Below are 23,197 nucleotides of genomic sequence, written 5' to 3'. Positions count from 1 at the left end.
GTCTTGACAGACTGTTTGAAAAGTCTGAAAATCGTAATGATTACAATTTTGATTGTAAAAATACAAATTAAAATTTAATGTAGTTGTCTTTTTCCATAAAAATGCTAATTTTTAATATATTATGGGATAGAAATGCTGGAATTCTTGGAAAGTTAAGATAAAAAGTTTAAATTTGCATAGCTGTTGAATCGAAATCAAATCTCAAAATGAAAAAGATATATTATCCTTTGATTATTATAGGTTTGTTGCTTGTTGCAGGTATCGTGTATTTGAGTATAAATCTGCACGAACAGCAGCAGCAGAATAAGGAGATGCAGGAACTGGCGGAGCTGGATAAAAAGGAGATGGAAAACGAGTATCAGCAATTCGCCAACCAGTATAGTGAGATGAAATCGCAGATATCCAACGACTCTATCGTGGCACAGTTGACTGCCGAGCAGGAGAAGACCCAGCGCTTGTTGGATGAATTGAAGAGCGTGAAGAGTTCTGATGCTCGCGAGATTGCGCGCTTGAAGCGTGAACTGGCTACGGTAAGGCAAGTGTTACGAAGCTATGTCATGGAGATAGATTCGTTGAATAGACTCAATCAGAACCTCACGGCAGAGAATACTCACATCAGAGGGCAATACGAGGAGGCTACGAAACAGATAGAAGGTCTGAGTACCGAGAAGGCTTCGTTGTCGCAGAAAGTGGCCATTGCCGCACAATTAGATGCTACAGGAATTAACATGATATTGAAAAACCGTCGTGGAAAGACTACAGACAAGGTGAGCAAGTGTACCGTTATTCAGGTGAACTTCAGCTTGGCTAAGAATGTGACTGCGGCTAGTGGAACGAAGACTGTGTACGTAAAAATCGTTTCACCAACGGGTTCTACTCTCGGAGAAAGTGGAAGTTTTGACTATGAAAATCGTACGTTGACCAGCACGATGAGAAAGTCGATAGAGTATGGTGGACAGGAAACGCCTGTCACTCTTTACTGGAATGTGACACAAGCCCTTGAAGGGGGTACTTATGTGGTAAGTATCTTTGCAGACGGAAACATGATAGGATCGAGGAACTTTACATTTAAGTAATGAAGAAGTTACTAACTTTATTTTTATGGGTTGGTATTCTGGCGTCGGCAGAGGCGCAGAGAGTATTGAGCTTGGATAGTTGCCGTGCCCTGGCATTGAGCAACAATAAGCAGCTCAATGTCTCTAAGCTGAAGCAGCAGGTGGCCGCGAATATCAGGAAAGCAGCACGTACGAAGTATCTGCCGAAGGTAGATGCGTTGGCTGGGTACGATTATACCAGCCGCGAAGTGTCTCTATTGAATAAAGAACAGAAGTCTGCCTTGGGCAATTTAGGTACTACTGCTACGGCGGGTGTGGGCAGCAATCTCACGACCTTGACAACCACATTGGTGCAACAGGGAATCATTTCGCCGGGCGTGGCTCAGCAACTTTCCGGAATCTTGGGGCAGTTGACACCAGCTTTGGCACAAATGGGAAACCAGTTGGGAAGCAACATCAGGGATGCTTTCGAAACGAATACGCACAATATCTTTGCCGGCGCGGTGATGGTTCGTCAGCCTCTTTATATGGGTGGAGCTATTGTTGCGGCTAACAATATGGCGCGTATCAGTGAGCAGTTGGCACTGAATAATACGGATGTCGTGACCCAATCCACCTTATATAATATAGACCAGGCATATTGGACGGTGGTATCTCTTCGTCAGAAACATAAATTGGCGTTGAGCTACCATGAGCTGGTTTCGAAATTGGATGCCGATGTCCATAAGATGATTAAGGAAGGGGTGGCTACCAAGGCTGATGGATTGAAGGTGGATGTCCGTGAGAATGAAGCCGACATGCAGTTGACCCAGGTGGAAAATGGACTCTCGTTAGCCAAGATGTTGCTATGCCAACTCTGTGGCCTTCCATTGGATGAGGACATCGTGTTGGCTGATGAGAACAAGGATGGGTTGGGGGTTGACGAGTTGGCCCCGACGATGGATAAGGAACAACTGGACCAGTCGCGCCCTGAATTGCGCATGCTTCAGAACTCTGTAGATTTGAGTAGGGAAGCTACAAAAGTGATTCGTGCAGCTTATCTTCCGCAAGTGCTTCTGACTGGAGGTTATTTGGTGTCTAACCCCAATGTGTATAATGGTTTTGAGAATAGATTCTCCGGCATGTGGACATTGGGAGTGATGGTGCGTGTGCCGGTTTGGAATTGGTTTGAAGGAAGCTATAAGGTGCGTGCATCGCGCATCGCTACCGACATGGCTACGCTGGAGTTAAGCGACGCCCGTGATAAGATAGGATTGCAAGTTGCACAGAGTCAATTCCGTGTCAAGGAGGCACAGAAGAGATTGAACATGGCTCGACAGAATATAAAGAGTGCAGAGGAGAACCTACGTTGTGCCAATTTGGGATTTAAGGAGGGTGTGATGGAGTCGACGGATGTCATGGCTGCGCAGACGGCATGGCAACAAGCGCAGAGTCAGAAGATAGATGCGGAGGTCGATGTCAAGCTTACCCTCGTTAATCTGAAGAAAGCTCTTGGTATATTACAATAATCGAATAGAATATCATGTCAGTAAAATCTCAACATAATAATATTCTGCTAGCCGTCATTGGATTTGCGGCAGCTGTCGTCATTGTGGCTCTTATCGGTTTCTTTACGTTAGGAAAAACAGAGGAAATCATTCAAGGCGAAGTGGATGTGTCGGAGTATCGGGTATCCAGCAAACTGCCTGGGCGTGTGGTCGAACTTTGTGTGAAGGAGGGAGATTACGTTCATGTGGGCGATACCTTGGCTTTATTGGAAGTACCTGAGGTCGATGCACAGAAGCAAGTGGCTGAGGCTACGCAGGGAGCGGCAGCTGCTATGCGTGATATGGCAGCCAATGGAGCACGTAAGGAACAGATTCAGGGTGCTTATCAGTTGTGGCAGCAGGCTTTGGCAGCGTGCGATATAGCTCAGAAATCATATACGCGCGTGCAGCATTTGTATGATGAGGGCGTGATGAGTGGCCAAAAGCGTGATGAGGCTTTTGCAGCTTATAAGGCTACACAGGCACAGGTAAAGGCTGCTGAAAGCCAGTACGAAATGGCTAAGAATGGTGCACGTGCAGAAGAAAAACAGGCTGCTGCCAAACAAGCACAGGCTGCCAAGGGAGCTGTGAACGTGGTGAAAGCATTGTTGAAAGAGACCGTTCAGATAGCACAAGTAGAAGGTGAAGTGAGCGATGTATACCCCAAAGTGGGCGAACTTGTAGGAATCGGTTCACCCATTATGAGCATATCGGTGATGAAAGATATGTGGGGAACTTTCAATATACGTGAAGATCAGTTGAACGGTATGAAGGTGGGAGATATCGTAACAGCTTATTCGCCGGCTTTCAATAAAGACCTCCAGATGAAAGTCTATTACATAAAGGATGAAGGTTCGTATGCCGTTTGGAAGGCAACAAAGTCAAACGGGCAATACGATATGAAGACTTTTGAGGTAAAGGCACGTCCTATCAAGGCTTTTGAAGGGCTTCGTCCCGGCATGTCATTGGTCATTAAGAAATAACAGGAGTATCAGATTGTCGTAAACAGCTAGTCATTCTTGGAATGCACACCATTAAACAGATATATCATATTGCACTTCGCGAGTGTGGCATTTTGTCCCACAATCCTATTTATCTGTTTTGCATGGTCATTTTTCCCATCATCGTTGTGGTCTTTTTTACTTCGTTGATGAGTGCCGGACAGCCCACCGATATGCCCGTGGGTGTGGTCGATTTGGATGGCACAGCAACCACACGGCAACTTGTTCGTAAACTAGATGCGTTTCAGTCGACGCAGGTGGTGGCCCGTTATGATAATGTGAACGAGGCACGCACGGCCATTCAGCGCAATCAGATATACGCATTTCTGTATATCCCCCATGGAACTACCGACGGACTGATGACCGGTAGCCAACCCAAAATATCTTTCTATTATAGTAATACGTCGTTGACGGCGGGTGCATTATTGTTTCGCGACCTCAAAACCATTTCCACGTTAGGCTCGGCCTCAGTGGGGATGAAGAAACTGTCTGCCATCGGTAAGACCGAAGATGAGATTCGTACTTATCTTCAGCCCATTGCCGTGGATCTCCATACCATTAATAATCCGTGGGTAAGTTACAACGTCTATCTTAGCAATATGCTTATCCCTGGTTGCCTGATGGTCTTTTTCTTCCTGATTACGGCCTATTCTTTGGGTACGGAATTGAAATTTAATCGTGCCAAGGAACTCATGCAGATGGGCGAAGGCAATATCTATCTCGTGCTTTGCGGGAAATTCTTACCTCAGACTTTGATATTTCTTGCCATCACCTATGGCTATATGGGCTATGTTTTCGGAATGTATGGATTCCCACATCCAGGTGGTGTTGTTCCTATGTTGCTGCTTGGATTGCTCACAGTTCTGGCATCCCAGTGCTTTGGCATCTTCATCTTCGGCCTCATCCCGTCTATGCGTATGTCGATGAGTGTCTGTTCGTTGTGGGCCGTATTGAGTTTCTCAATGGTGGGAGCAGCCTTTCCGGCCTTTGCCATGTCTCCTGCTCTGGAGATGCTGGCCAACCTATTCCCCTTACGGCATTACTACATGATTTACCAGTTATGTATCTTCAACGATTATCCGTTGCTTGAGGCATGGCCCTATATTCTTGCCCTGATAGTATTCATGGGCCTACCGTTGTTCATTATTCGTCGACTCTACATCGTATTGTTGACTTATGACTATATATCATAATAGGTATGGATAAAGACAGTCTGATATATAAAATAAGTCGAGGATTGCGCGATATGTGTTATATATGTATCCGCGAGTTAAGACAGACGGTCACCGATGAGGGAGTCTTGATTTTCTTCATTCTGGTGCCTTTGCTCTATCCGCTGGCCTATTCATGGATATATAACAATGAGGTAGTGCGCGATGTACCGGTAGCTGTGGTCGATTTATCACACAGCCATGCCAGCCGCGAATTTGCCAGATTGCTTGATGCGTCGCCCGATACCAAGGTGGCTTATTATAGTAACAGCTTGGACGAAGCGAAAGATTTGGTGGGCAAACAAGTTGTCAATGGTGTCATTTATTTCCCCGAACAGTTCCAGACCAAGCTCTATCGCCACGAACAGACGCATGTGGGAGTATATTGCGACATGAGTTTGATGCTTACGTATAAGGCTATCTACCAGTCGGCCCAGGCAGTAGCATCGCAGATGAATACCGACATCCAACTCTCTCTCTCCAAGAATGTCACTTCGCGCGATGAAGAGATAAGCAGCAGACCATTGGATTTTGACGAAGTTCCCATCTTCAATACCACTGGTGGATATGGTAACTTTGTTATTCCGGCTGTACTTATGTTGATTCTACAGCAGACTCTTTTGCTTGGAATCGGTATGTCGGCAGGCACTGCACGCGAAACGAACAGCAATCACGAACTAGTTCCCATCAGTCATTATCATGCCGGAATTTTCCGTATTGTATTAGGAAAGTTCATGTGCTACTTCATGATTTACATGGTCTTGGCAGCTTATCTCACGCTGGTAGTGCCGCGTATGTTTGGCTTCATATCGTTGGTTTACGCCTACGATCTCACCATGTTCATGCTGCCTTATCTGTTGTCTTGCATCTTTTTCGGCATGACGATGTCGTGCGTGGTCCGTTATCGCGAGAATGTCATGTTACTGGTGGTATTTACATCGGTCCCATTCTTGTTTCTGTCAGGCGTGTCGTGGCCACAACATAACATCCCTGGAGTTTGGCAAGGCATCTCATGGTTGTTCCCATCGACGTTCGGTATTCGTGGATTTGTGCGTATGGGTAGTATGGGAGCACGCCTGTCCGACATTCATCCGGAGTATATTGCACTCTGGATTCAGACGCTGGTTTATTTCTTCCTGACCTGCATCGTCTATCGTAATCAGATGCGTCGAGCGCATCCTAAGGTATCTAAGGATTCTATGAAAGCTACATATGCTGATGCTCCGGCGGTGACAGATTAAGCATCTGCATCATTCAAACAATTATAAATTCTTATCTCATGAAAGAGAAATCTCATGGTATGGCAAGTGTGTTGGCTGCTTTGGCTGCCAATCTGTTGGTCGCCATATCCAAGTTTGTAGGTTTTGCCTTTTCCGGTTCGACGGCGATGCTGAATGAATCTATCCATAGTGTAGTAGATTGTGGCAACCAGATATTGCTGTTGATAGGCGACAAGCGTGCTAAAGGCATGGCCAGCGAGAGCCACCCTTTCGGCGAGTCCAGGGCAAAATATTTTTTCAGTATCGTGGTGGCCATGATGCTGTTTTTTGCTGGTGGAGCGCTAGGTATCATGGAAGCGACGGAAAAACTCTTTCATCCCGAACATTCGGTAGAGAATACTTGGCTGGTCATGGGTATTCTGGCTTTTGGCATGATAGTCGAATGCTTCAGCCTGCGGGTGGCCATGAAAGAGATAGCCGAGCTGAACAAGGAGAAGCTACCCTTGTTCCGTTTCTTGCGTGAAAGCCGTCATAGCGAGGTGCTTATTATCTTTGCCGAAGACCTTTGTGCCGTGATAGGCCTGCTTCTGGCCATGCTTGGTACTATATTGGTGGCTGTTACCGGTCTGGCATTCTTCGATGCTCTGTCGGGTTTGCTCATAGGTCTCATGCTCTGTTTGGCAGCTTTGTTCCTGGCGCGCGAATTCTATAGCCTCATCATCGGTGAATCCATGACTGCAACCGACCGACAGCTGATGAATAAAGCGTTTGACAGAGCAGAGGTGAAGCATCTCATCAATCTTAAAACCATCCATCTGAGTCCGACAAATATCTTGGTGGCTGCAAAGATAGAGCTGCAAAGTGAATATCGTGCCGAGTCGGCTACGGTCATCAATAGGATAGAGGAAGAGATACGCCGGAGTTTCCCACAGTATAAGATATACATTTATATAGAAACCGATGTATATCAGCCGGGTTATCAAGTGAAATCGGAGTAGTCGGCTGCAAAGGCTTTTCAGCAATGCTGCCAAGGCTTCGCATTATTTCTGACTAGCCTCGGCAGCATTGCTGTTACGGCCTTGCAGTGAAGTCATACTACTTTATACTAATTATATCCGATAGAGTATAATTAGCTAGTATCAAGTCAGACTGCGTTCGCTAGGGTATAATCTCGCTGTCTTATAGGGGAAATCATTGTATCATTGATTGAATCCTTTTGATGACTTCCTCACTGATATCATCAGGTATCTTCATGTCCCCAAATGTGACTCTTCTGTCTTTTGGGTACTCATTTCCCCATATAACAGATTCAAGAGAGTTGTAAAGAGTTTCTATGTCCGGTATCTGAAATTCGTCATCCTTGTATGTACTTAGTGCTTTGTTGAACAATGAGAACAGCAGGGATATATATGTCTTATTCTTTGTCGTATGACAATAGCTTCCCATGCAGCTAATAGCTGTACGGATAGTCTCTTCATAAGTTTCATCATCTATATTGATGAATTTACAAAGCAAGTCTTCATATTTTGCAGCTAAATTCCAGTAGCTGTTGCTACATAATACCTTTAAAGCGGTGGCTGTGATAGAGTCGCAAAATGCTTCTGTATTGATGAATTTTTCAATGAGGGCAATGTTGTCTCCGGTTGGTTTCGTGCAGAGACCAAAAGCTGCAATACCATTGTGAATCCCCAACGAAGAATCCTCCTGCCACGAACATGTTTCAATCTCATTCAGTGTGCTTTTTAAATATAGCAGTTCTTCTGCGGTCAATGAGAATGTCCATTTGGCTTTGTCAAACAAAGCAGCCATATCCTTGTTGTTAATCCGTAATTTCATAGGTCTTGTTTCATATCTTATGTCAGCGAAGACCATCGTAACAGATTTGTCAGGCTGTATAGATAATGTCTGGCTGTGTTCATGTTTGTTTAATATATTCGTGCAGACAAAAGTAAGAAAATATATTGATTAATAGGAATAGACCACTTATGAATCTGGGAATATCAAAAAAAGAACGTAAAAGATTTGTTGTAAAGAATAATTCTGTAACTTTGTCTCTGTATGAATTCATATCTATATCTATGAAGATACTATAGTATATGATATCTTCTATATTATGTTGTATGTACTGTTTTAATACATAGAAGTGATGAATAGAAAAGTCAGACCTTTGTTTTTACTGCTTGTAATGAATCTTTTTGCGTTTCAAGGTGTCGCAAAAGACTATGATGTATTGGTAATAGGAGGTGGCGCAAGCGGTGTATGTGCTGCTGTACAAAGTGCCAGGTTGGGTAGCCGTACAATATTAATAGATGATACCCCTTGGCTTGGTGGCATGCTCACTTCTGCCGGTGTTAGTGCTACGGATGGAAATTTCAGACTTCCAAGTGGCTTGTGGGGTGATTTTATAGATGAGTTGGTTTCTTATTATGGCTCATTGGATGCGTTACGCACAGGGTGGGTGAGTAATATTCAGTTTGAACCATCGGTGGGAAATACTATTTTCCAGCGTTGGGTAAAAAATGAGAAGTTGCTGACGTATTGTCCAAATACAAGATATGTCAGTATTAAGCGTTTGCAAAATGGATGGGATGTTGTTATACAAAAGGGGAAGCAGAGAGAACATATAAAGGCTTCTTATATCATAGATGCCACAGAATTAGGCGATGTTGCCAAAGAGGTGGGTTTGTCCTACCGTGTGGGACTTGATGCGCGTGAGCAGACAAATGAGAAGGCTGCATTGGCCCAAGCGAGTAATATGATTCAGGACATCACTTATGTCATGATTCTGAAGGAGTATGATGAACCGCATCTGATAAAGCGTCCGGATGGGTATACCCCTTATGAATTCAGAAATTGTTGCATCAATCCATATAATGATTCTACGGCTAAGCAAAAGCCCTGGTCGCAGGAGATGATGATAACTTATGGTAAATTGCCTAATCGTAAGTATATGATTAATTGGCCGATGTTCGGCAATGATATTTACTTGAACGATATAGAATATACACCGGAGCGGCGCAGGAAACTGCACAAACAAGCCAAAGCCAAGGCTTTGCGTTTTTTATATTTCATGCAGCATGAACTGGGGATGAAAAACTTTGGACTTGCCGACGAATATCCTACGGCTGATAAACTTCCTTTTTACCCTTATTATAGAGAAGGTAGAAGGTTTGAAGGAAGAGTCATGTTCACCTTGAATGATATTTTATATCCTTATGAGCAGTGTTCGGCACTTTATCGCACGGCAGTGGCAGTGGGTGATTATCCGGTAGACCAGCATCATAATGAAAGAGAGGTTGAGGGGTTGGAATTACCTAGTATACCGTCGTGGGGATTGCCCATGGGCGTGTTTTTCCCAAAGACAGAGGACAGATTGTTATTGGCAGAGAAGGCCATATCGGTTACAAACTTAGTAAATGGTACAACCCGTTTGCAACCTGTGGTTTTGCAAATAGGGCAGGTGGCAGGAACTTTGGCCGGTATGGCTGTAAGAGAGGGCTGTAGTCCTCATCAATTATCAGTAAGAAAAGTACAGACGCAGTTGCTAAGTACAGGAAATTATTTGTTGCCTTATTTGGATGTCAAAAAATCCAGTCCTCTATTTCAGGTATATCAGCGGATAGGTGCTACAGGAATTTTACGAGGTATAGGCAAACATGTGGGTTGGTCGAATGAAACATGGTTAGAGGTTGACAGTGTTTTGTGCAGGAAAGATCTCTCTGGGCTGATCTCTTTTTATCATTTAGAACCATTGGACTATGACGATTCGATGGTATCTGTGGATGATGTCGTATTGCTTATTACGAAAATAGCCCGTAAGGAAAACATTGTATTCCGACAGGATGTTCGTAGTTTAATATCTGAGTGCTTTGGAAAGTATGGATTTAAGATGGCTAATCATACAATTAGCCGTGGGGCGTTTGCCACGGTTATAGATCAGTTGCTTCATCCTTTTGAAGCTAAGGATTGTGACTTGTTTGGCAATCTTCAGCATTGATTATTGCTAAGCAATATTCTGACGAGCTGTCTAAATGAATGTACATTCAAAGCATCTGCACTCACTTAGGTAGCTCGAATTGTGTAAATCTGTTGTCGATATTTTACCCATCATTGCGTATAACTTTGAGAATAATGGCCTACCTTTGCCATTCCAGAAACTAATATTAGCTAATATTAACAAAAACTTTGTAGCAGTTATGCGACGATAGCTACTATACAGAACATAGATAACCTCATAAGTCTGATATGCCACAATTAGATAAAAGCATTTTGTTAGGACTTCGAAATGGTAAGTTAAAGCATTTTGAAATGGTATTCCGTCATTATAATAGATGGATATATAATTTCGTATTCGATTTATTAAAAGATGCTGCCGCGGCTCAAGATATTACCCAGGATGTCTTTATACAAGTTTGGAATCATCGTGAAAATATTGATAGTGATGCTAATTTTGAAGGTTATTTATTTACGATAGCTCGTAATATGGTGTATCATGCTGTGCAGCAAGAAGTGAAACGGCAGCTATATGCCCAGCAAGTACAATACCAAGGACATGAACAAGACGTGGAGTATAATGAGGCAGACAAGTTGCTTATGGAAGAGTATATCATGAATTTGTCGAAGCAACTGCCTGATATGCGGCGTCAAATCTTGATGCTCTATTGGAAGTCGGGGCTTAACTATCGTGAAATTGCAGAGTGTCTGAATATTTCGGAAAGTACTGTCGCAACACAGATTCAACGCTCTTTGAAATTTATTCGCTCAAAGATAGACTAATAACAGAGTAAACATGAAGCATCAGCAAAATATATATCGTTCATTATTAGGCAGACTTTATAGTCGCCATGTAGATGTAGGTGATTTGAAATCATTGAAGTCATGGCTTGAGGACGAGCATCATGAATTTGACGAATTGTGTCAAGAGGTGTGGGATACTGTGCCTACGACGGCCAGCGACCATCGCGAAGAGCCAATGTTGGAGAGTATTTTGGAACAAATAAGTGTAGAGCCACGCAAGAATTATTCGTTGTTGTTTCTGAAGATAGTAGCATCTGTATTGTTCTTGTTGTCTATGGTGCTAGGCTACGACTGCTTTAAAAACTATTCTCATGCCAAGCAGCTGGCTATGCAGTCATCGGAGGTCGTTGTAGATTATGGACAGCGAGCACATCTTACGTTGCCTGATGGCTCACGAGTCTGGCTGAATTCGGGGTCTCAGCTGAATTATGGAGCGGATTTTAACCAGAAAAATCGTACTGTAGAATTATTGGGCGAAGCCAAATTTGAAGTGGCTAAAAATCCAGAAAAGCATTTTATAGTGAAATGTTCCGGTATCCAAGTAGAGGCTTTGGGTACGGTGTTTGCCGTGAAAGGATATCAGATAGATTCAACTGTTACGGCATCGTTGCTGGAAGGCAAGGTGCGCGTTTATAACCATACGTCGGGTATAACGCTTATGCCGATGCAGCAAATCATATATAATAGGAATCAAGGGACTTTTACCATGCGCGAAATGGAAGATTCATGCGAAGCTGATTTCTGGTTGAAAGGATTCTTGTATTTCCATGATACCTCACTGGCTGAAATGGCTTTGACACTGGAAAGATTATATGGTGTGAATGTGGTGTTTTCCACAAATGAATTGCGCAAGGCCACATTTACCGGGACTATCCGTAACAACAGTCTCCAGAATGTATTGCATATTATTAGCCTGACCTATCCATTACGTTACGAGATAAAGAATAACACAGTTGTGTTGAGTAATAACCTATAATTATATAAGTATGATAAAACATCCTAATGATCTAATTCGGAGGGGAATAGTAGGAGCTTCTCTGCTATTCTCCGTACTGGGAATGCAAGCGCAGATAACGATGCGTGTGCAGAACAAGACGTTGAAAGAAGCTTTACAGCAGATTGAGAAAGAGTCGGGGTATAGCGTGTTCTATAGTAACAAGCTGACGGGACTCGATAAAAAAGTCTCAATTACAGCGAAAAATGAACGTGTAGAACATGTGCTGGATCAGTTGTTACGTTCTACCAGTATTTCTTACAGCATTGAGGGAGGGCAGCAAATTGTCCTGAAGATGCGCCAAAAGAAGACTGCACCTACAAGTATCTCTAAGACTAAAAAGACAGTCAAAGGTCAGGTGACTGATGTCAATGGCGAACCTCTTATTGGTGTAAGCGTAGGTGTTGAGGGAAATACAGCAGGTGCAGTGACAGATTTAGACGGACGATTCCAGCTGCTGGCTGCGGTGGGCAGTACATTGAAGTTCTCGTATGTTGGATTTCAAAGTCAAACTCAGCGTGTCACCAATGCCGATAATTACACGATAGTGCTTGCCAGCGACGACAAGCTGCTGGACGAAGTGGTAGTTGTAGGATATGGTGCGATGAAAAAGCGTGACCTCACTGGTGCAGTATCATCTGTGAAGGGTAACGACATAGCTTTGCCCGGAGTAGCTTCTGCAGCACATGCTTTGGCAGGAAAAGCTGCCGGTCTTTATGTGCGGCAAAATTCTGCCCAGCCTGGTGGTGGATTGGATATATTGATTCGTGGTGCAGGTTCGGTAAATGCCAACAATGATCCTCTTTATGTGGTCGATGGTTTTCCCATTGCCAAGATAGATCAAGGTAAAGGTACAAATGCACGTATGGACCCCGGTACACAGGGTGTCTTGAACTTTATCAACCCTAACGATATAGAAAGCATAGAGGTGCTGAAAGATGCTAGTGCCACGGCTATTTATGGTGCACGCGCAGCCAATGGTGTTGTCATTGTGACAACTAAGCGTGGTAAAGAAGGACGTGTAAATGTGAATTATAATTATAACTACTCGCATCAGCAATTCACTGATAACTACGATGTGTTATCGCTGAAAGAGTGGATGCAAGAGAAAAATAAGTCTACTTGGGAATACTGGATTTGGGAGAATCAGGTAGGTCCTTGGGGTAAACGTACATTAGAAGAAGCGTTGGCTGCACCGGTCAACGGTCAGGGATATACACGTCCGTTTACAGATGCCGATATTGCAGCAGCCGGTGATGGTACTGATTGGGTAGGATTGATAACACGCAACGGGCATATTCAGGAACATAATCTAAGTATTCAAGGTGGCAGTAAAGATACACAATACATGGTCTCGTTTAACTATTACGACAATGTGGGTATTATCCGTAATTCGGGCATGACACGTTATACAGTGAAAAGTAATATAGACCAACGGTTTTTGAATATCTTTAAGACCGGTATGAACCTTACGCTCTCACGAATTAATAATGATAATACCCAGCTGGGATCGGAACAGTACGAAAAGTCGGGTATTATTCGTTCAGCAGTGCAGATGGGACCACATATCAAGGCTTATGATGAGGCTACGGGTACTTATCCTGTCAATCCATTGCTAGGTACGCAACCCAACCCTTATTCGCTATTGAACAATATTGATAAGGGGCGTACCGACCGCTTGTTGGGAAATGTATATTTGGAGGCTACGCCTATTAGCGGATTGCTTCTGCGCTTGAATGCTGGTATTGACCGTGCAAACATTAGTCGTAAGACGTATGAACCCAAGACCACTCTTTATGGAAAGGCCCAACAAGGTAATGCCGACATTTATACCTATGACAATAACCAGTATCTGCTGGAAGCAACTGCTACCTATAATAAGACATTTAAAGATATCCATAAAGTAAACTTCCTGTTAGGAGCTTCGTATGAGAACTTCAATTTCGAAACGTCGAATTTAGGAAATAATAATTTCCTGACCGATGGTTTCACCTATAACAACATGGGAGCGGGTACTGGAACCAAGTTGGTAGGTTCGGGATTTACCAAGAACAAGATGGAATCTTACTTTGCGCGTGCAGGCTATATACTGAAAGACCGCTATTACTTCACGGCTACGATGCGTGCCGATGGAGCCAGTGTGTTTGCCAAGAATCATAAATGGGGTTATTTCCCCTCAATGGCCTTGGCATGGACTGTCAGTGAAGAAAATTTCATGCAGAGTCTGCCCAAGGTGAGTTTGCTGAAATTGAGATTGAGTTGGGGTAAGACAGGTAACTCTGGTATTGGTTCTAATGCCTTTGCCAGTTACTATGCTGCACCTGCTTATAATCGTGGCGACGGTTCGCAGATTATTGGCGTATTCCAAGGAAAGTTGGAAAATCCCGATTTGAAATGGGAAACAACTACCGAATGGAACGCCGGTTTGGATCTGGGATTTTTTAAGAACCGTATTTTGTTGAGTGTAGAATACTATCATAAGGTTATCAGTGATTTGTTGAATTATAAGCCTTTGAACTATTATCACGAGATATCGCGTGTGATGGCTAATATCGGTAAAACCCAGAGTACGGGTATCGAAATAACTTTGAATACCAAAAATATTGATACACGAAACTTTAAGTGGTCTACAGATTTTGTGTTCACCAAATATAAAGACCGCTGGAAAGAGCGTACACCTGACTGGAAACCTGCTGTATTTGAGCGCGAAGACGATCCTATTCGTTCTATCTATTCACGATTGGCCGACCACATCTTACAAATAGGTGAGGAAGTGCCGGCTGCACAACCATTATTGAAACCGGGAGAAGTCGTAATAAAGGATCTCAATGGCTATAAACGCGATGAAAACGATCAACCTGTGGTGGATGAAAAAGGTCGATTTATTCTTACAGGTGGCCCTGACGGACGTATTGATGATGCCGACTATGTACTTATCGGGTCACAAGATCCAGGATGGCTTGCCGGTATGACAAATACGTTCAAGTATAAGGATTTTGATTTGGGTATTCAACTCAATGGTATGTTTGACAGGGTGATGCAAGATCCCACAGAAATGGCTTACGGCCTTGGTGGTGGTGACATTGCACGTTATGGTTACAATGCGTTGCGTATTATTAAGAATCGGTGGACTTGGGATAATCCATCTACAGAGTATCCTTGTTCGTTCAATGCTTGGAATACCAACTATACTACCGGTGACTGGTATTATCAGAAAGCGTGGTTTGTGCGCTTATCCAATATCACACTTGGTTGGAATATACCGCAGAATTGGCTGGCAAAGACAAAAGTTATTTCTAAAATTCGGTTGACGATGAGTGCAAGCAACCTGTTCTGTATAACACCGTATAAGGGACTTGACCCGGAAACCGATTATTATACAGCCGCTTATCCCAATGCACGCACGTATAGCTTTGGCGTAAATATCTCATTTTAAGTAGGAATCAATATGAAAAGAATATATTTAATCAATACTTTGTTTACAGCATTGCTGGCACTTGCAACAACAGGATGTACCGACCTGGTGCCTGTAGACTCTTCGGAAATCAATACTTCCAACTTCCCCTCTACCGAGGCCGATATCGAGTCGCGTGTCATGTCGTGCTATTATCCTCTACGCGGTAACTGGTGGGATGGTATATTTACTCCCTCAGAGCGTGGTGTCATGTTTGTAAATGACTGTACTACGGGTATCTTAACAGGAAACTTTGGTGCTCAGAAGATGGCATCGGAATTGAACTTCTATCCGGAAAGTGAAGAGATAACCTGGTTTTATTACAAGCGTGATGAGCCTAATGGGTATGCTAATAAGGTCAGTCGTTGCACATTGGTACTCGATGAGATAGAGCATAGTACCATAGACGAAAAGGCAAAGGCTAAATATATGGCAGAAGTGAAGTGCGCCCGCGCATTCCTGTCTTATGTATTATATGATATGTATGGTCCTCTTGTGGTGCCTCCATTGGAGGTATTGAAAAATCCTTTGGATGAAAAACCCTTGCCAAGATTAGAGCGTGCTGAAATGGTAAAGTTTATAGAGGATGATTTGAAGTTTGCCGCAGATAACTTACCTGTAAATCCGGAGTATGGACGTTTTAGCAGTGGTTTGGCCCATATGTTGCTGATTCGTCTTTATCTACACGAAACGGCAGTAGATAAAAGCTACTTTGCCAAGGTTGAGACCGAGGCACGAGAATTGATGAAGGCCAAATATGGTTATGGCCTGCAAGCAGACTACAATAAAATGTTTGAACTGGGCGGGCAAGGACAGGGCAATAAGGAAATCATCTATGCCATACCTTGCTCTTATGATGGTCCGAACTATAATCAGTGGCACATGATGGTATTGCCGACCGACTTTCAGCAGAATGGTATGTCGGGTGGTTGGGGAACTGTTACCAGCACTTGGTATTTCTATCAGTCGTTTGAGGCCAATGATGTACGTAGAGCCAAATTGCTGACCTCTTATACAAATAGTGCAGGAGAGACAGTTGATAAGGATACTCCCCAATCTCCATTGGCAGCTGGTCCAATAGCCTTGAAAATAGGATATGATCCAAAGGTGAGTGGTTCTGGTGGATATTCGGATATAGACTTGATACTCTTTAGGTATGCTGATGTGTATTTGTCGTTGGCTGAAGCTTTGTGTCAGAAAACGGGTGCTACGGCTGCTGACTTGAAAGAGGCTGCAAGTTATGTAAATGTAATCCGTAATCGTGCTGGTTTAGGTAATCTAAAGCCTGAAGATTATGGTACTTCTGATAAACTGCTGGATGCTATCTTAAATGAGCGTTGGCATGAGTTCTGGTGTGAGAATGGTCAGTTCAGAGCCGACCTGATTCGTTATCATCGCTTGATACCATTGGTGAAGAAAATCAATCAGTCGCCTTATGCCGAGAACTATAAGGAGTTGTATCCATTACCACTCTCTGTAATCTCTGATGGTAAGGGCGAAGTAAAACAGAATCCAAATTATTAGACATTAATTCGACATGAACATGAATAAACGTATATTATATTCCATCATATTCTCTGTGTTAGGATTGACCACTTCGTGTGGAAGTAACAATGAATCTAATGAGAATGTTGAGCCGGAGAAGGAGACACTTGCATTGGTTAAATATGTTTCGGACAATACTGAGTTTGCAAATCCAGAGCGTGGATTCTATACGCAGCTGGAAGGTAATATGACCACTCCGGTATCGGAATCAAGGCTGCGTGAACTTCGCAATGATAAAAAGTCGTTGGTGATGTTGATGTACTATATGAAAGAGTATAGAAACGCCGATTTAGGGAAAAATGTGATAACCAAATTGAGTGCAGACTTGGATAAGGTAAGGAATACCGGACTGAAGGCTATTATCCGTTTTGCCTATACCAACGAAATTGATGGCGAAGATGCTCCATTGGATAGAATTCTGAAACATCTTGATGAATTGAAGCCTCTGTTCGCAAAAAACAAAGATGTAATAGCTTGTGCGCAGGCTGGTTTTATCGGTGCATGGGGTGAATGGTATTATTCCACCAATCGACTGAACAATACGGCAGCTTACAATGCAGTGATAAAGAAGTGGCTTGAGGTGTTGCCTACTGATAGATGTGTGCAGGTGAGAACACCTAAGTATAAGCAGGACTATCTCAATGTAAAAGCGGGATTGACTCCTGAATTGGCCTATGCCGGTACACCGGCAGCTCGTATTGCCCACCATAATGATGCTTTTATGGCTGATGAAAACAATATGGGTACTTATGCAGATGTAAAGGTCGACAAGGCTTATATTGCAGAAGAAGGTCTTTATCTGCCTATCGGTGGTGAAACCTGTTTGCCCAGCCCATCGGCTGCCATATCAACAGGTGCGGCTGCTGTGACAGATCTCAGCATGCTCCATTGGTCGTTTTTGAATGATGCCTACGACAAAAAAGTACTCAATAAATGGGAAAGTGAAGGGTACATGACCGATATCAAGAATAAATTGGGCTATCGGGTGTCCTTATTACGTGGTGAATATTCAACAAAGCATCAACCAGGAAGCGATTTCGTATGTAAACTGTCCTTGTTGAATCTGGGTTATGCGGCAATGTATAATCCAAGAGACATATATGTAGTTTTGCGTTCGGAGAGCAATAATCAAGAGTACTGGGCAAAGTTGAAAGAAGACCCACGTACATGGAAACCGTTACGTAGTGCGAAATTGAAGTTAGAGATAGCTTTGCCCACCGATATTCCGGCTGGTAAGTATAAAGCCTTCCTCTTCTTGCCCGACCCAGAACCCACCTTGGCTAAACGACCTGAATATGCTGTAAGATTAGCTAATAAAGATATGTGGGAAGATAAAACCGGATACAACGATTTGAATGTCAGCATCACGGTAGATGCAAATGGAAATCTGCCCGCAAGCAAATCGTCACTTCATTTCGTCAAGAAATAATAAAAGTAATTATAGTATGAAAGTATTTAATCATTTATATATCATCGCATCATTGATGTTGTCATGCTTGGTAATGGCGTGCAGCGATGACAATACGCCGGAAAGTGCAGGGAAAGATGGACCTAAGCCTTCGATGGATGTGCTGGTGTCTCCACAGGGTGGTCTCCACTATGGAGATAAGTTAAACCTTACAGGTCTCATGGAGGATGAGAGGAATCTGGACCATTATGAGTTGGTGTTGAAGAACAGCAAAGGTGATACGCTCACAACGAAGTATCAGATGCTGTTAGGCAAATCGTTTAATGCCAATGATTACTTGCAGATACCTTTGCCTAAGAATGCACAAATTGATGACCTGACGCTCCAAGTAAAGCTTGACAATACGCGGAACGGTGAGGTGGTTGAGGAATTCGACCTGCCTATGGTGGGACTTCCGATTTTCGAGAAATTGAATTTGATTCTTGGTAATGGTAAAATTATAGAGCTGGAGAAGCATGGCGATATTTACGAAAGTGCTGTAGAAAATGTATTCCCTGCTAAAATCAAGGGTATCATCTCTACGACCACGGGAAAGAATGGAATTTATTGGGGTGTTAAGAATGGTGAGGTTGCCACTATGGCTTCCGATTCAATAGTTGTGGGAGCAGATATAGAAGCATCTTACACTGTCTCGTTTAATCCCCAGACTTTCGAGTTCAAGACGGGTGAACATCATGTGTGGACTCCATTGCCATCGGATAATGTCTATTATATCTTGGGAACGATATCAGGGCATTGGCAAGATGGCGAAATTACGAAAGAGCGTTCAAAGATGATGCTCACAGGATTTGAAAGTGGAAGTGAACGCTATTATACGTGGACGGCTCCCGATGGTGAAGATCCGGAAACAGGTATGTGGGGACAAACTGCTGCTGGTACATTCCGTCTGAAGAAAGGTGGCGAACAGAAATATATTTTGTGGGATGGTAATAAAATTGTAGAGAGTGCCACCGATAATACAGGAAAAGCATTCCCGGTAACTGCTGGTGGCCCGTTCACCATTAAGAGCAATTTCAAGAATAATGTTTGTACCTCGGTAGAAATTGCCGGTGGTGGTAAGTCGCTCGTATTTAGCAATGGAAAGGTTGTCGTAAATGGTGTCCCTGCTGCGGCTTCTATTCTGTTTGCTAACAGTACATTGCCATTGAAGCCTGGTACAAGCTATATATATGAAGGTACTGTAAATTTGAAGAAAGGACAGACTATCGCTTCGGTATTTGATTTGTCTTCATTCACTTGCAATCCAGACTTGTTTACCGGAGGTGGTAATTCTACATGGACGTTGAAGGCTAACAGTGGTAGCTATCTCATTCGTTTGGATGCCTTTAGTGGTGCTCTTTATGCTTGCCCCACAACAGCCTATCCTGATGTCATCTATATGGATGGTTGGAGTTGGGCACCTACATCTACTTCCACTGCCGTTGCATGGAATGCCGAGAATGTGCTGCCACTGGTGAAGACTTCTCGTGGTACGTATGAGGCTACTTTCTATAACTTTGGATGGGGTGGTGATGTCGCATTCTATGTCACGCATCCAAGTTCTGGTGCGACAACTCGTCTGCCTATTACCAACTTCAATAGTGGATATTTGAATCCGTCGAATGGTGATACCAGTTTCAAGATTCCTGCTGCGGCTGGTTACTATAAGGTAGTAATAGACCTGAAAGAGGGAGTTAATATTAGTGCTGCTGGTGTCGTGACACCTAAGGGAACTTCTAAGTTCTCAATAGACTATGTTGAACAATAAAAGTGTAATATCTCGTTCCTCATTATGGGGGACGAGATATTTTAAATTAAAATTATCGTTATGAGAAAAATACTTGTTCTGTGTTTGTCGTTTTTTGCGCTGTCTCATCTACATGCTCAACAAGTAGCCATGCAGCCGAAAGAATGCTGGTGGGGCATAGGTACGGGTGTCGGAACTCAACTGCCTATAAGCGACCATACATTCGAGGCAAATACACGTGTTGAAAATTTCAACAACCAAACTGCCCCTTTGTTGTTATCAAATCAAGGGCGAGCCATTTGGTTGGATGCGGCCTATCGTTTGAAAGCTTCCAATCGGGTGCTCCAGTTCCAACCTGCTAAGGGTGGGATAGATATGCAAGTGTATGGCAAGACTTTGCGTGATGCCTATTTAGGTGCTATGAAAAGTCATTTCCCAGCGACAGGAGAAGTCCCTCCATCACTGTTTTTCGAGCGTCCTATTTATAATAGTTGGATAGAATTGCTTTATAATCAAAACCAGGCAGACATATTAAAGTATGCACACAATATTATTGATAATGGTTTTGCCCCCGGCATCCTCATTATTGATGATAATTGGCAGCAAGATTATGGTGAGTGGGAGTTCAGGGCCGAGAAGTTTCCGAATCCAAAGCAAATGATAGACGAACTCCATAGTCTGGGATTCAAAGTGATGCTGTGGGTATGTCCGTATGTGTCGCCTGATAGTAAGAAGAGTCGGGATTTTGAAGCCAAAGGATTCTTTGTGAAGGCGAAGGGGACAAATCAGGCCGTAGTGGCCCGATGGTGGAATGGTCATAGTTTTGTTTACGATTTGAGTAATCCGGAAGCTTATAATCAGATACGAGGAGAACTGAAGGATTTGCAAAAGAAATATGATATAGATGGATTTAAGTTTGATGCGGGCGACTCTTACAGTTATTTGGAAGAGAATGTAGATGTGTACGATGGTAAATCTTTCGATATTGAGCAAACTTATTTGTGGGCTGCGCTAGGACGGGAATTTCAGTATAATGAAATGCGTGCCTGTTGGAAACATGGCAACGAGGGACTCGTTCAGCGTCTAGGGGATAAAAAGTATTCATGGGTAGGAGTGAGCCAGTTAGTACCCGATATGATTTCTGCCGGCTTACTGGGCTATGCTTTTACTTGTCCCGATATGATTGGTGGCGGTGAATATGGTAGTTTCTACAATGTAGACGAAGATAAATTTGACCAAACGCTTATCATTCGTTCGTGCCAGATTCATGCCATGATGCCTATGATGCAATTTTCGGTAGCGCCGTGGCGCATTCTGTCTAAAGAAAATCTGGCCATTGTCCGTCAATATGCGCATTGGCATACAGAGCTTGGACCTTATATTTTAGAACAAGCAAGGAAATCAGCTCAGACTGGCGAACCTATTGTTCGCCACATGGCATACAGTTTCCCGAATGAAGGATTTGAACATATAAGCGACCAATATATGTTTGGAGATAAATATCTGGTAGCTCCTGTGACAACTGCTGAAAACCACCGAACGGTGAAACTTCCTAAAGGGAAGTGGCGCGATGACCAGGGAAAGGTATATGTAGGTGGTAAAGTCTATTCATTAAATGTGCCACTTGATCGTTTGCCTTGGTTTGTGAGAATAAAATGATATACACTAAAAGCATGTTATGCCTCTCGTAGTGTGGAGAGTGCTTGACCATCTTAAAAAGCCTGTAATGCTCACCACTCTTTTTGTGAGAGAGGGCTGGGGAAAAGGCTGATATAGCCAGAAAGGGCGACCCGTTCATAGCCGGGGACAATCGAGCGAAAGCGAGATTGTCTCCGGTTGTTGTTTGCATCTGTCAATCTAGTCTGACAAGACTGCCTTTAGATATTATAGATATTTACAAAGGATGGTATAAATGATGGAATTCCACAATAAATGGCTATATTTGCAATCATAGGATGGTGTACTTATAGCCCAATGGGATGAAAAGACCCCAATCAGAGTTGTTATGAATTATCCTTGAAACATGGTTTTGATTTGGCAAGATTTTATGAGAATGAAAGATAATGAACTGTCAAATTAAGAAACAATCACGTATTAATTTAAAACGTACGGGGTAGAAAAATCCATTCATTTACTGCAAAGGCTCGACAGCATTGCTGCCGAGCCTTTGCAGCACTGCTGTTTGGCCTTTGCAGCATTGTTGCCGAGGCCCTGCACTTTTCGAGGGGCAGACATTACATATCATATTCACTTAGATGAGTTATATTCCTTAAATAGAGAATGGAAGATTTTCTTATTCAAAAGAAGACATCAAGGCAGAAAGAATGATTTATGTTTTTCTATCACCTATTCTTAACTAATCCGAGCGAATGGAACTGATAGATAATTTCTTTGGAATCCTTTTCGCTTACCTCTGCAAGCAGAGTGCGTACACAGCTCCTTGCTTTTAGTGTTGTTCGTCATCCTAGAAATGTTTTTGCTATTTATGTTTGGCAAGAAAGAAATATTTTACTATTTTTGAAACGGAACAAAATGCAACTGAAGATATTTTTCGGAAGAGTCTTTACTGGGTTAAAACGAATTTCGTTAATTGCCAGTCTTACAAGTGTCTACCATTCATCGTAATCATAGTAAAATAATTGATTAATATAATGATGGAGAAGAATATATTATCATTAAAAAACATACAAGAAGTTTATGAATATTGTACTAAGGTATATAAATTATTTATATTAGGCGAAGAAGAACAAATTTTGCTGAGAAGGTTAGAGAACGTTGAAAAGATACCTTTTGGGAATTATGATAGTTGGACTTGGATTGAGCCGTTAATTATGCTGAAAAGTAAATTATCAACGGATTCAAATATTAAAGCTTTATGCCGTGAAAGAGTACTTATGGTTCTTAATACTGGGAATGAATTACAGCGAAAAGTTAAGAAAAATGTTTTTCAACGTATTCTAAATGGTAAGGAACTGGGATTAGATTTAATTGAAAATGCAAAATATGATAACAAGAATGAACTCCTAATTGAATCATATTTAAAAACGATAATGCAGATTATAACAATAATCGAAATGGGAGCTTCTTCTGATTTTAGTGTTGAAAAGGCTGAGAATTTACTGCAAAAATTGATAGCAGAGGTAAAACCGTTAATATAATTTCCCTTGCTCGTCTGGCAGATAGACCTCATTGGATTTAAA

16 protein-coding genes are annotated in these 23,197 nt (G+C 42.7%); 15 read left to right on the top strand and 1 reads right to left on the bottom strand.

Translation table 11 applies throughout. The features are described 5' to 3' along the window. Positions 1-206 precede the first annotated feature (206 nt). The 6 genes from ACZ42L_RS05660 to ACZ42L_RS05635 are packed head-to-tail and all read left to right on the top strand — an operon-like array spanning position 207 to position 7,011. The gene (locus tag ACZ42L_RS05660) at positions 207-1,076 is read left to right on the top strand and encodes a hypothetical protein (protein WP_464716882.1); all 870 of its coding nucleotides are present in this window, start codon (positions 207-209) and stop codon (positions 1,074-1,076) included. Continuing rightward, positions 1,076-2,563 (top strand): TolC family protein, encoded by a 1,488-nt coding sequence (locus ACZ42L_RS05655; RefSeq protein WP_464716881.1) that lies wholly within the window; start codon positions 1,076-1,078, stop codon positions 2,561-2,563. Before ACZ42L_RS05660 ends, ACZ42L_RS05655 begins: the two co-directional genes overlap by 1 nt. A gap of 14 nt (positions 2,564-2,577) precedes the next feature. After that, positions 2,578-3,564, top strand: a complete 987-nt coding sequence (locus tag ACZ42L_RS05650; protein WP_464701381.1) for an HlyD family secretion protein — start codon at positions 2,578-2,580, stop codon at positions 3,562-3,564. 41 nt (positions 3,565-3,605) lie between these two features. Next, entirely contained in the window at positions 3,606-4,775 is a 1,170-nt protein-coding gene (locus ACZ42L_RS05645) for an ABC transporter permease (RefSeq protein WP_464701379.1), read from the top strand. Between the two features lie 5 nt (positions 4,776-4,780). Beyond that, positions 4,781-6,034: an ABC transporter permease gene (locus tag ACZ42L_RS05640; RefSeq protein WP_464716880.1), complete on the top strand. Its 1,254-nt coding sequence runs from the start codon at positions 4,781-4,783 to the stop codon at positions 6,032-6,034. Between the two features lie 38 nt (positions 6,035-6,072). Continuing rightward, entirely contained in the window at positions 6,073-7,011 is a 939-nt protein-coding gene (locus ACZ42L_RS05635) for a cation diffusion facilitator family transporter (protein ID WP_464716879.1), read from the top strand. 193 nt (positions 7,012-7,204) lie between these two features. Here the strand turns inward: ACZ42L_RS05635 and ACZ42L_RS05630 are convergent, their stop codons facing one another. Next, on the bottom strand, positions 7,205-7,849 hold the full coding sequence (locus ACZ42L_RS05630) for a hypothetical protein (RefSeq protein ID WP_464716878.1): 645 nt from the start codon (positions 7,847-7,849) through the stop codon (positions 7,205-7,207). Between the two features lie 310 nt (positions 7,850-8,159). Here ACZ42L_RS05630 and ACZ42L_RS05625 point away from each other — a divergent pair, with 310 nt between their 5' ends. The 9 genes from ACZ42L_RS05625 (at position 8,160) to ACZ42L_RS05585 (ending at position 23,155) form a co-directional block, all read left to right on the top strand. Beyond that, entirely contained in the window at positions 8,160-10,010 is a 1,851-nt protein-coding gene (locus ACZ42L_RS05625) for an FAD-dependent oxidoreductase (RefSeq protein ID WP_464716877.1), read from the top strand. Positions 10,011-10,258: 248 nt separating this feature from the next. Next, positions 10,259-10,789, top strand: a complete 531-nt coding sequence (locus tag ACZ42L_RS05620; RefSeq protein ID WP_464701371.1) for an RNA polymerase sigma factor — start codon at positions 10,259-10,261, stop codon at positions 10,787-10,789. A 13-nt stretch (positions 10,790-10,802) separates the two neighbouring features. Further along, a complete protein-coding gene (locus ACZ42L_RS05615) occupies positions 10,803-11,786 on the top strand; it encodes a FecR family protein (protein ID WP_464716876.1) in 984 nt (327 codons plus the stop codon). Positions 11,787-11,796: 10 nt separating this feature from the next. Further along, positions 11,797-15,240 carry a SusC/RagA family TonB-linked outer membrane protein gene (locus ACZ42L_RS05610; RefSeq protein ID WP_464716875.1) on the top strand — a complete coding sequence of 1,148 codons (3,444 nt, stop codon included), beginning with the start codon at positions 11,797-11,799 and terminating at the stop codon, positions 15,238-15,240. Positions 15,241-15,252: 12 nt separating this feature from the next. After that, a complete protein-coding gene (locus ACZ42L_RS05605; protein ID WP_464716874.1) occupies positions 15,253-16,782 on the top strand; it encodes a RagB/SusD family nutrient uptake outer membrane protein in 1,530 nt (509 codons plus the stop codon). Positions 16,783-16,795: 13 nt separating this feature from the next. Continuing rightward, the gene (locus ACZ42L_RS05600; protein WP_464707001.1) at positions 16,796-18,232 is read left to right on the top strand and encodes a DUF4832 domain-containing protein; all 1,437 of its coding nucleotides are present in this window, start codon (positions 16,796-16,798) and stop codon (positions 18,230-18,232) included. 16 nt (positions 18,233-18,248) lie between these two features. Continuing rightward, positions 18,249-20,018: a hypothetical protein gene (locus ACZ42L_RS05595; protein ID WP_464707000.1), complete on the top strand. Its 1,770-nt coding sequence runs from the start codon at positions 18,249-18,251 to the stop codon at positions 20,016-20,018. Positions 20,019-20,078: 60 nt separating this feature from the next. Continuing rightward, complete coding sequence (locus ACZ42L_RS05590; RefSeq protein WP_464716873.1) at positions 20,079-21,656, top strand: glycoside hydrolase family 31 protein; 1,578 nt, start codon at positions 20,079-20,081, stop codon at positions 21,654-21,656. Positions 21,657-22,648: 992 nt separating this feature from the next. Then, on the top strand, positions 22,649-23,155 hold the full coding sequence (locus tag ACZ42L_RS05585; protein ID WP_464716872.1) for a DUF6707 family protein: 507 nt from the start codon (positions 22,649-22,651) through the stop codon (positions 23,153-23,155). The last annotated feature ends 42 nt before the right edge of the window (positions 23,156-23,197 follow it).

This window comes from Prevotella mikamonis (assembly GCF_055381405.1).
The sequence above is the reverse complement of the archived record's forward strand: the minus strand, read 5'-3'. Positions and strand labels throughout refer to the sequence as shown.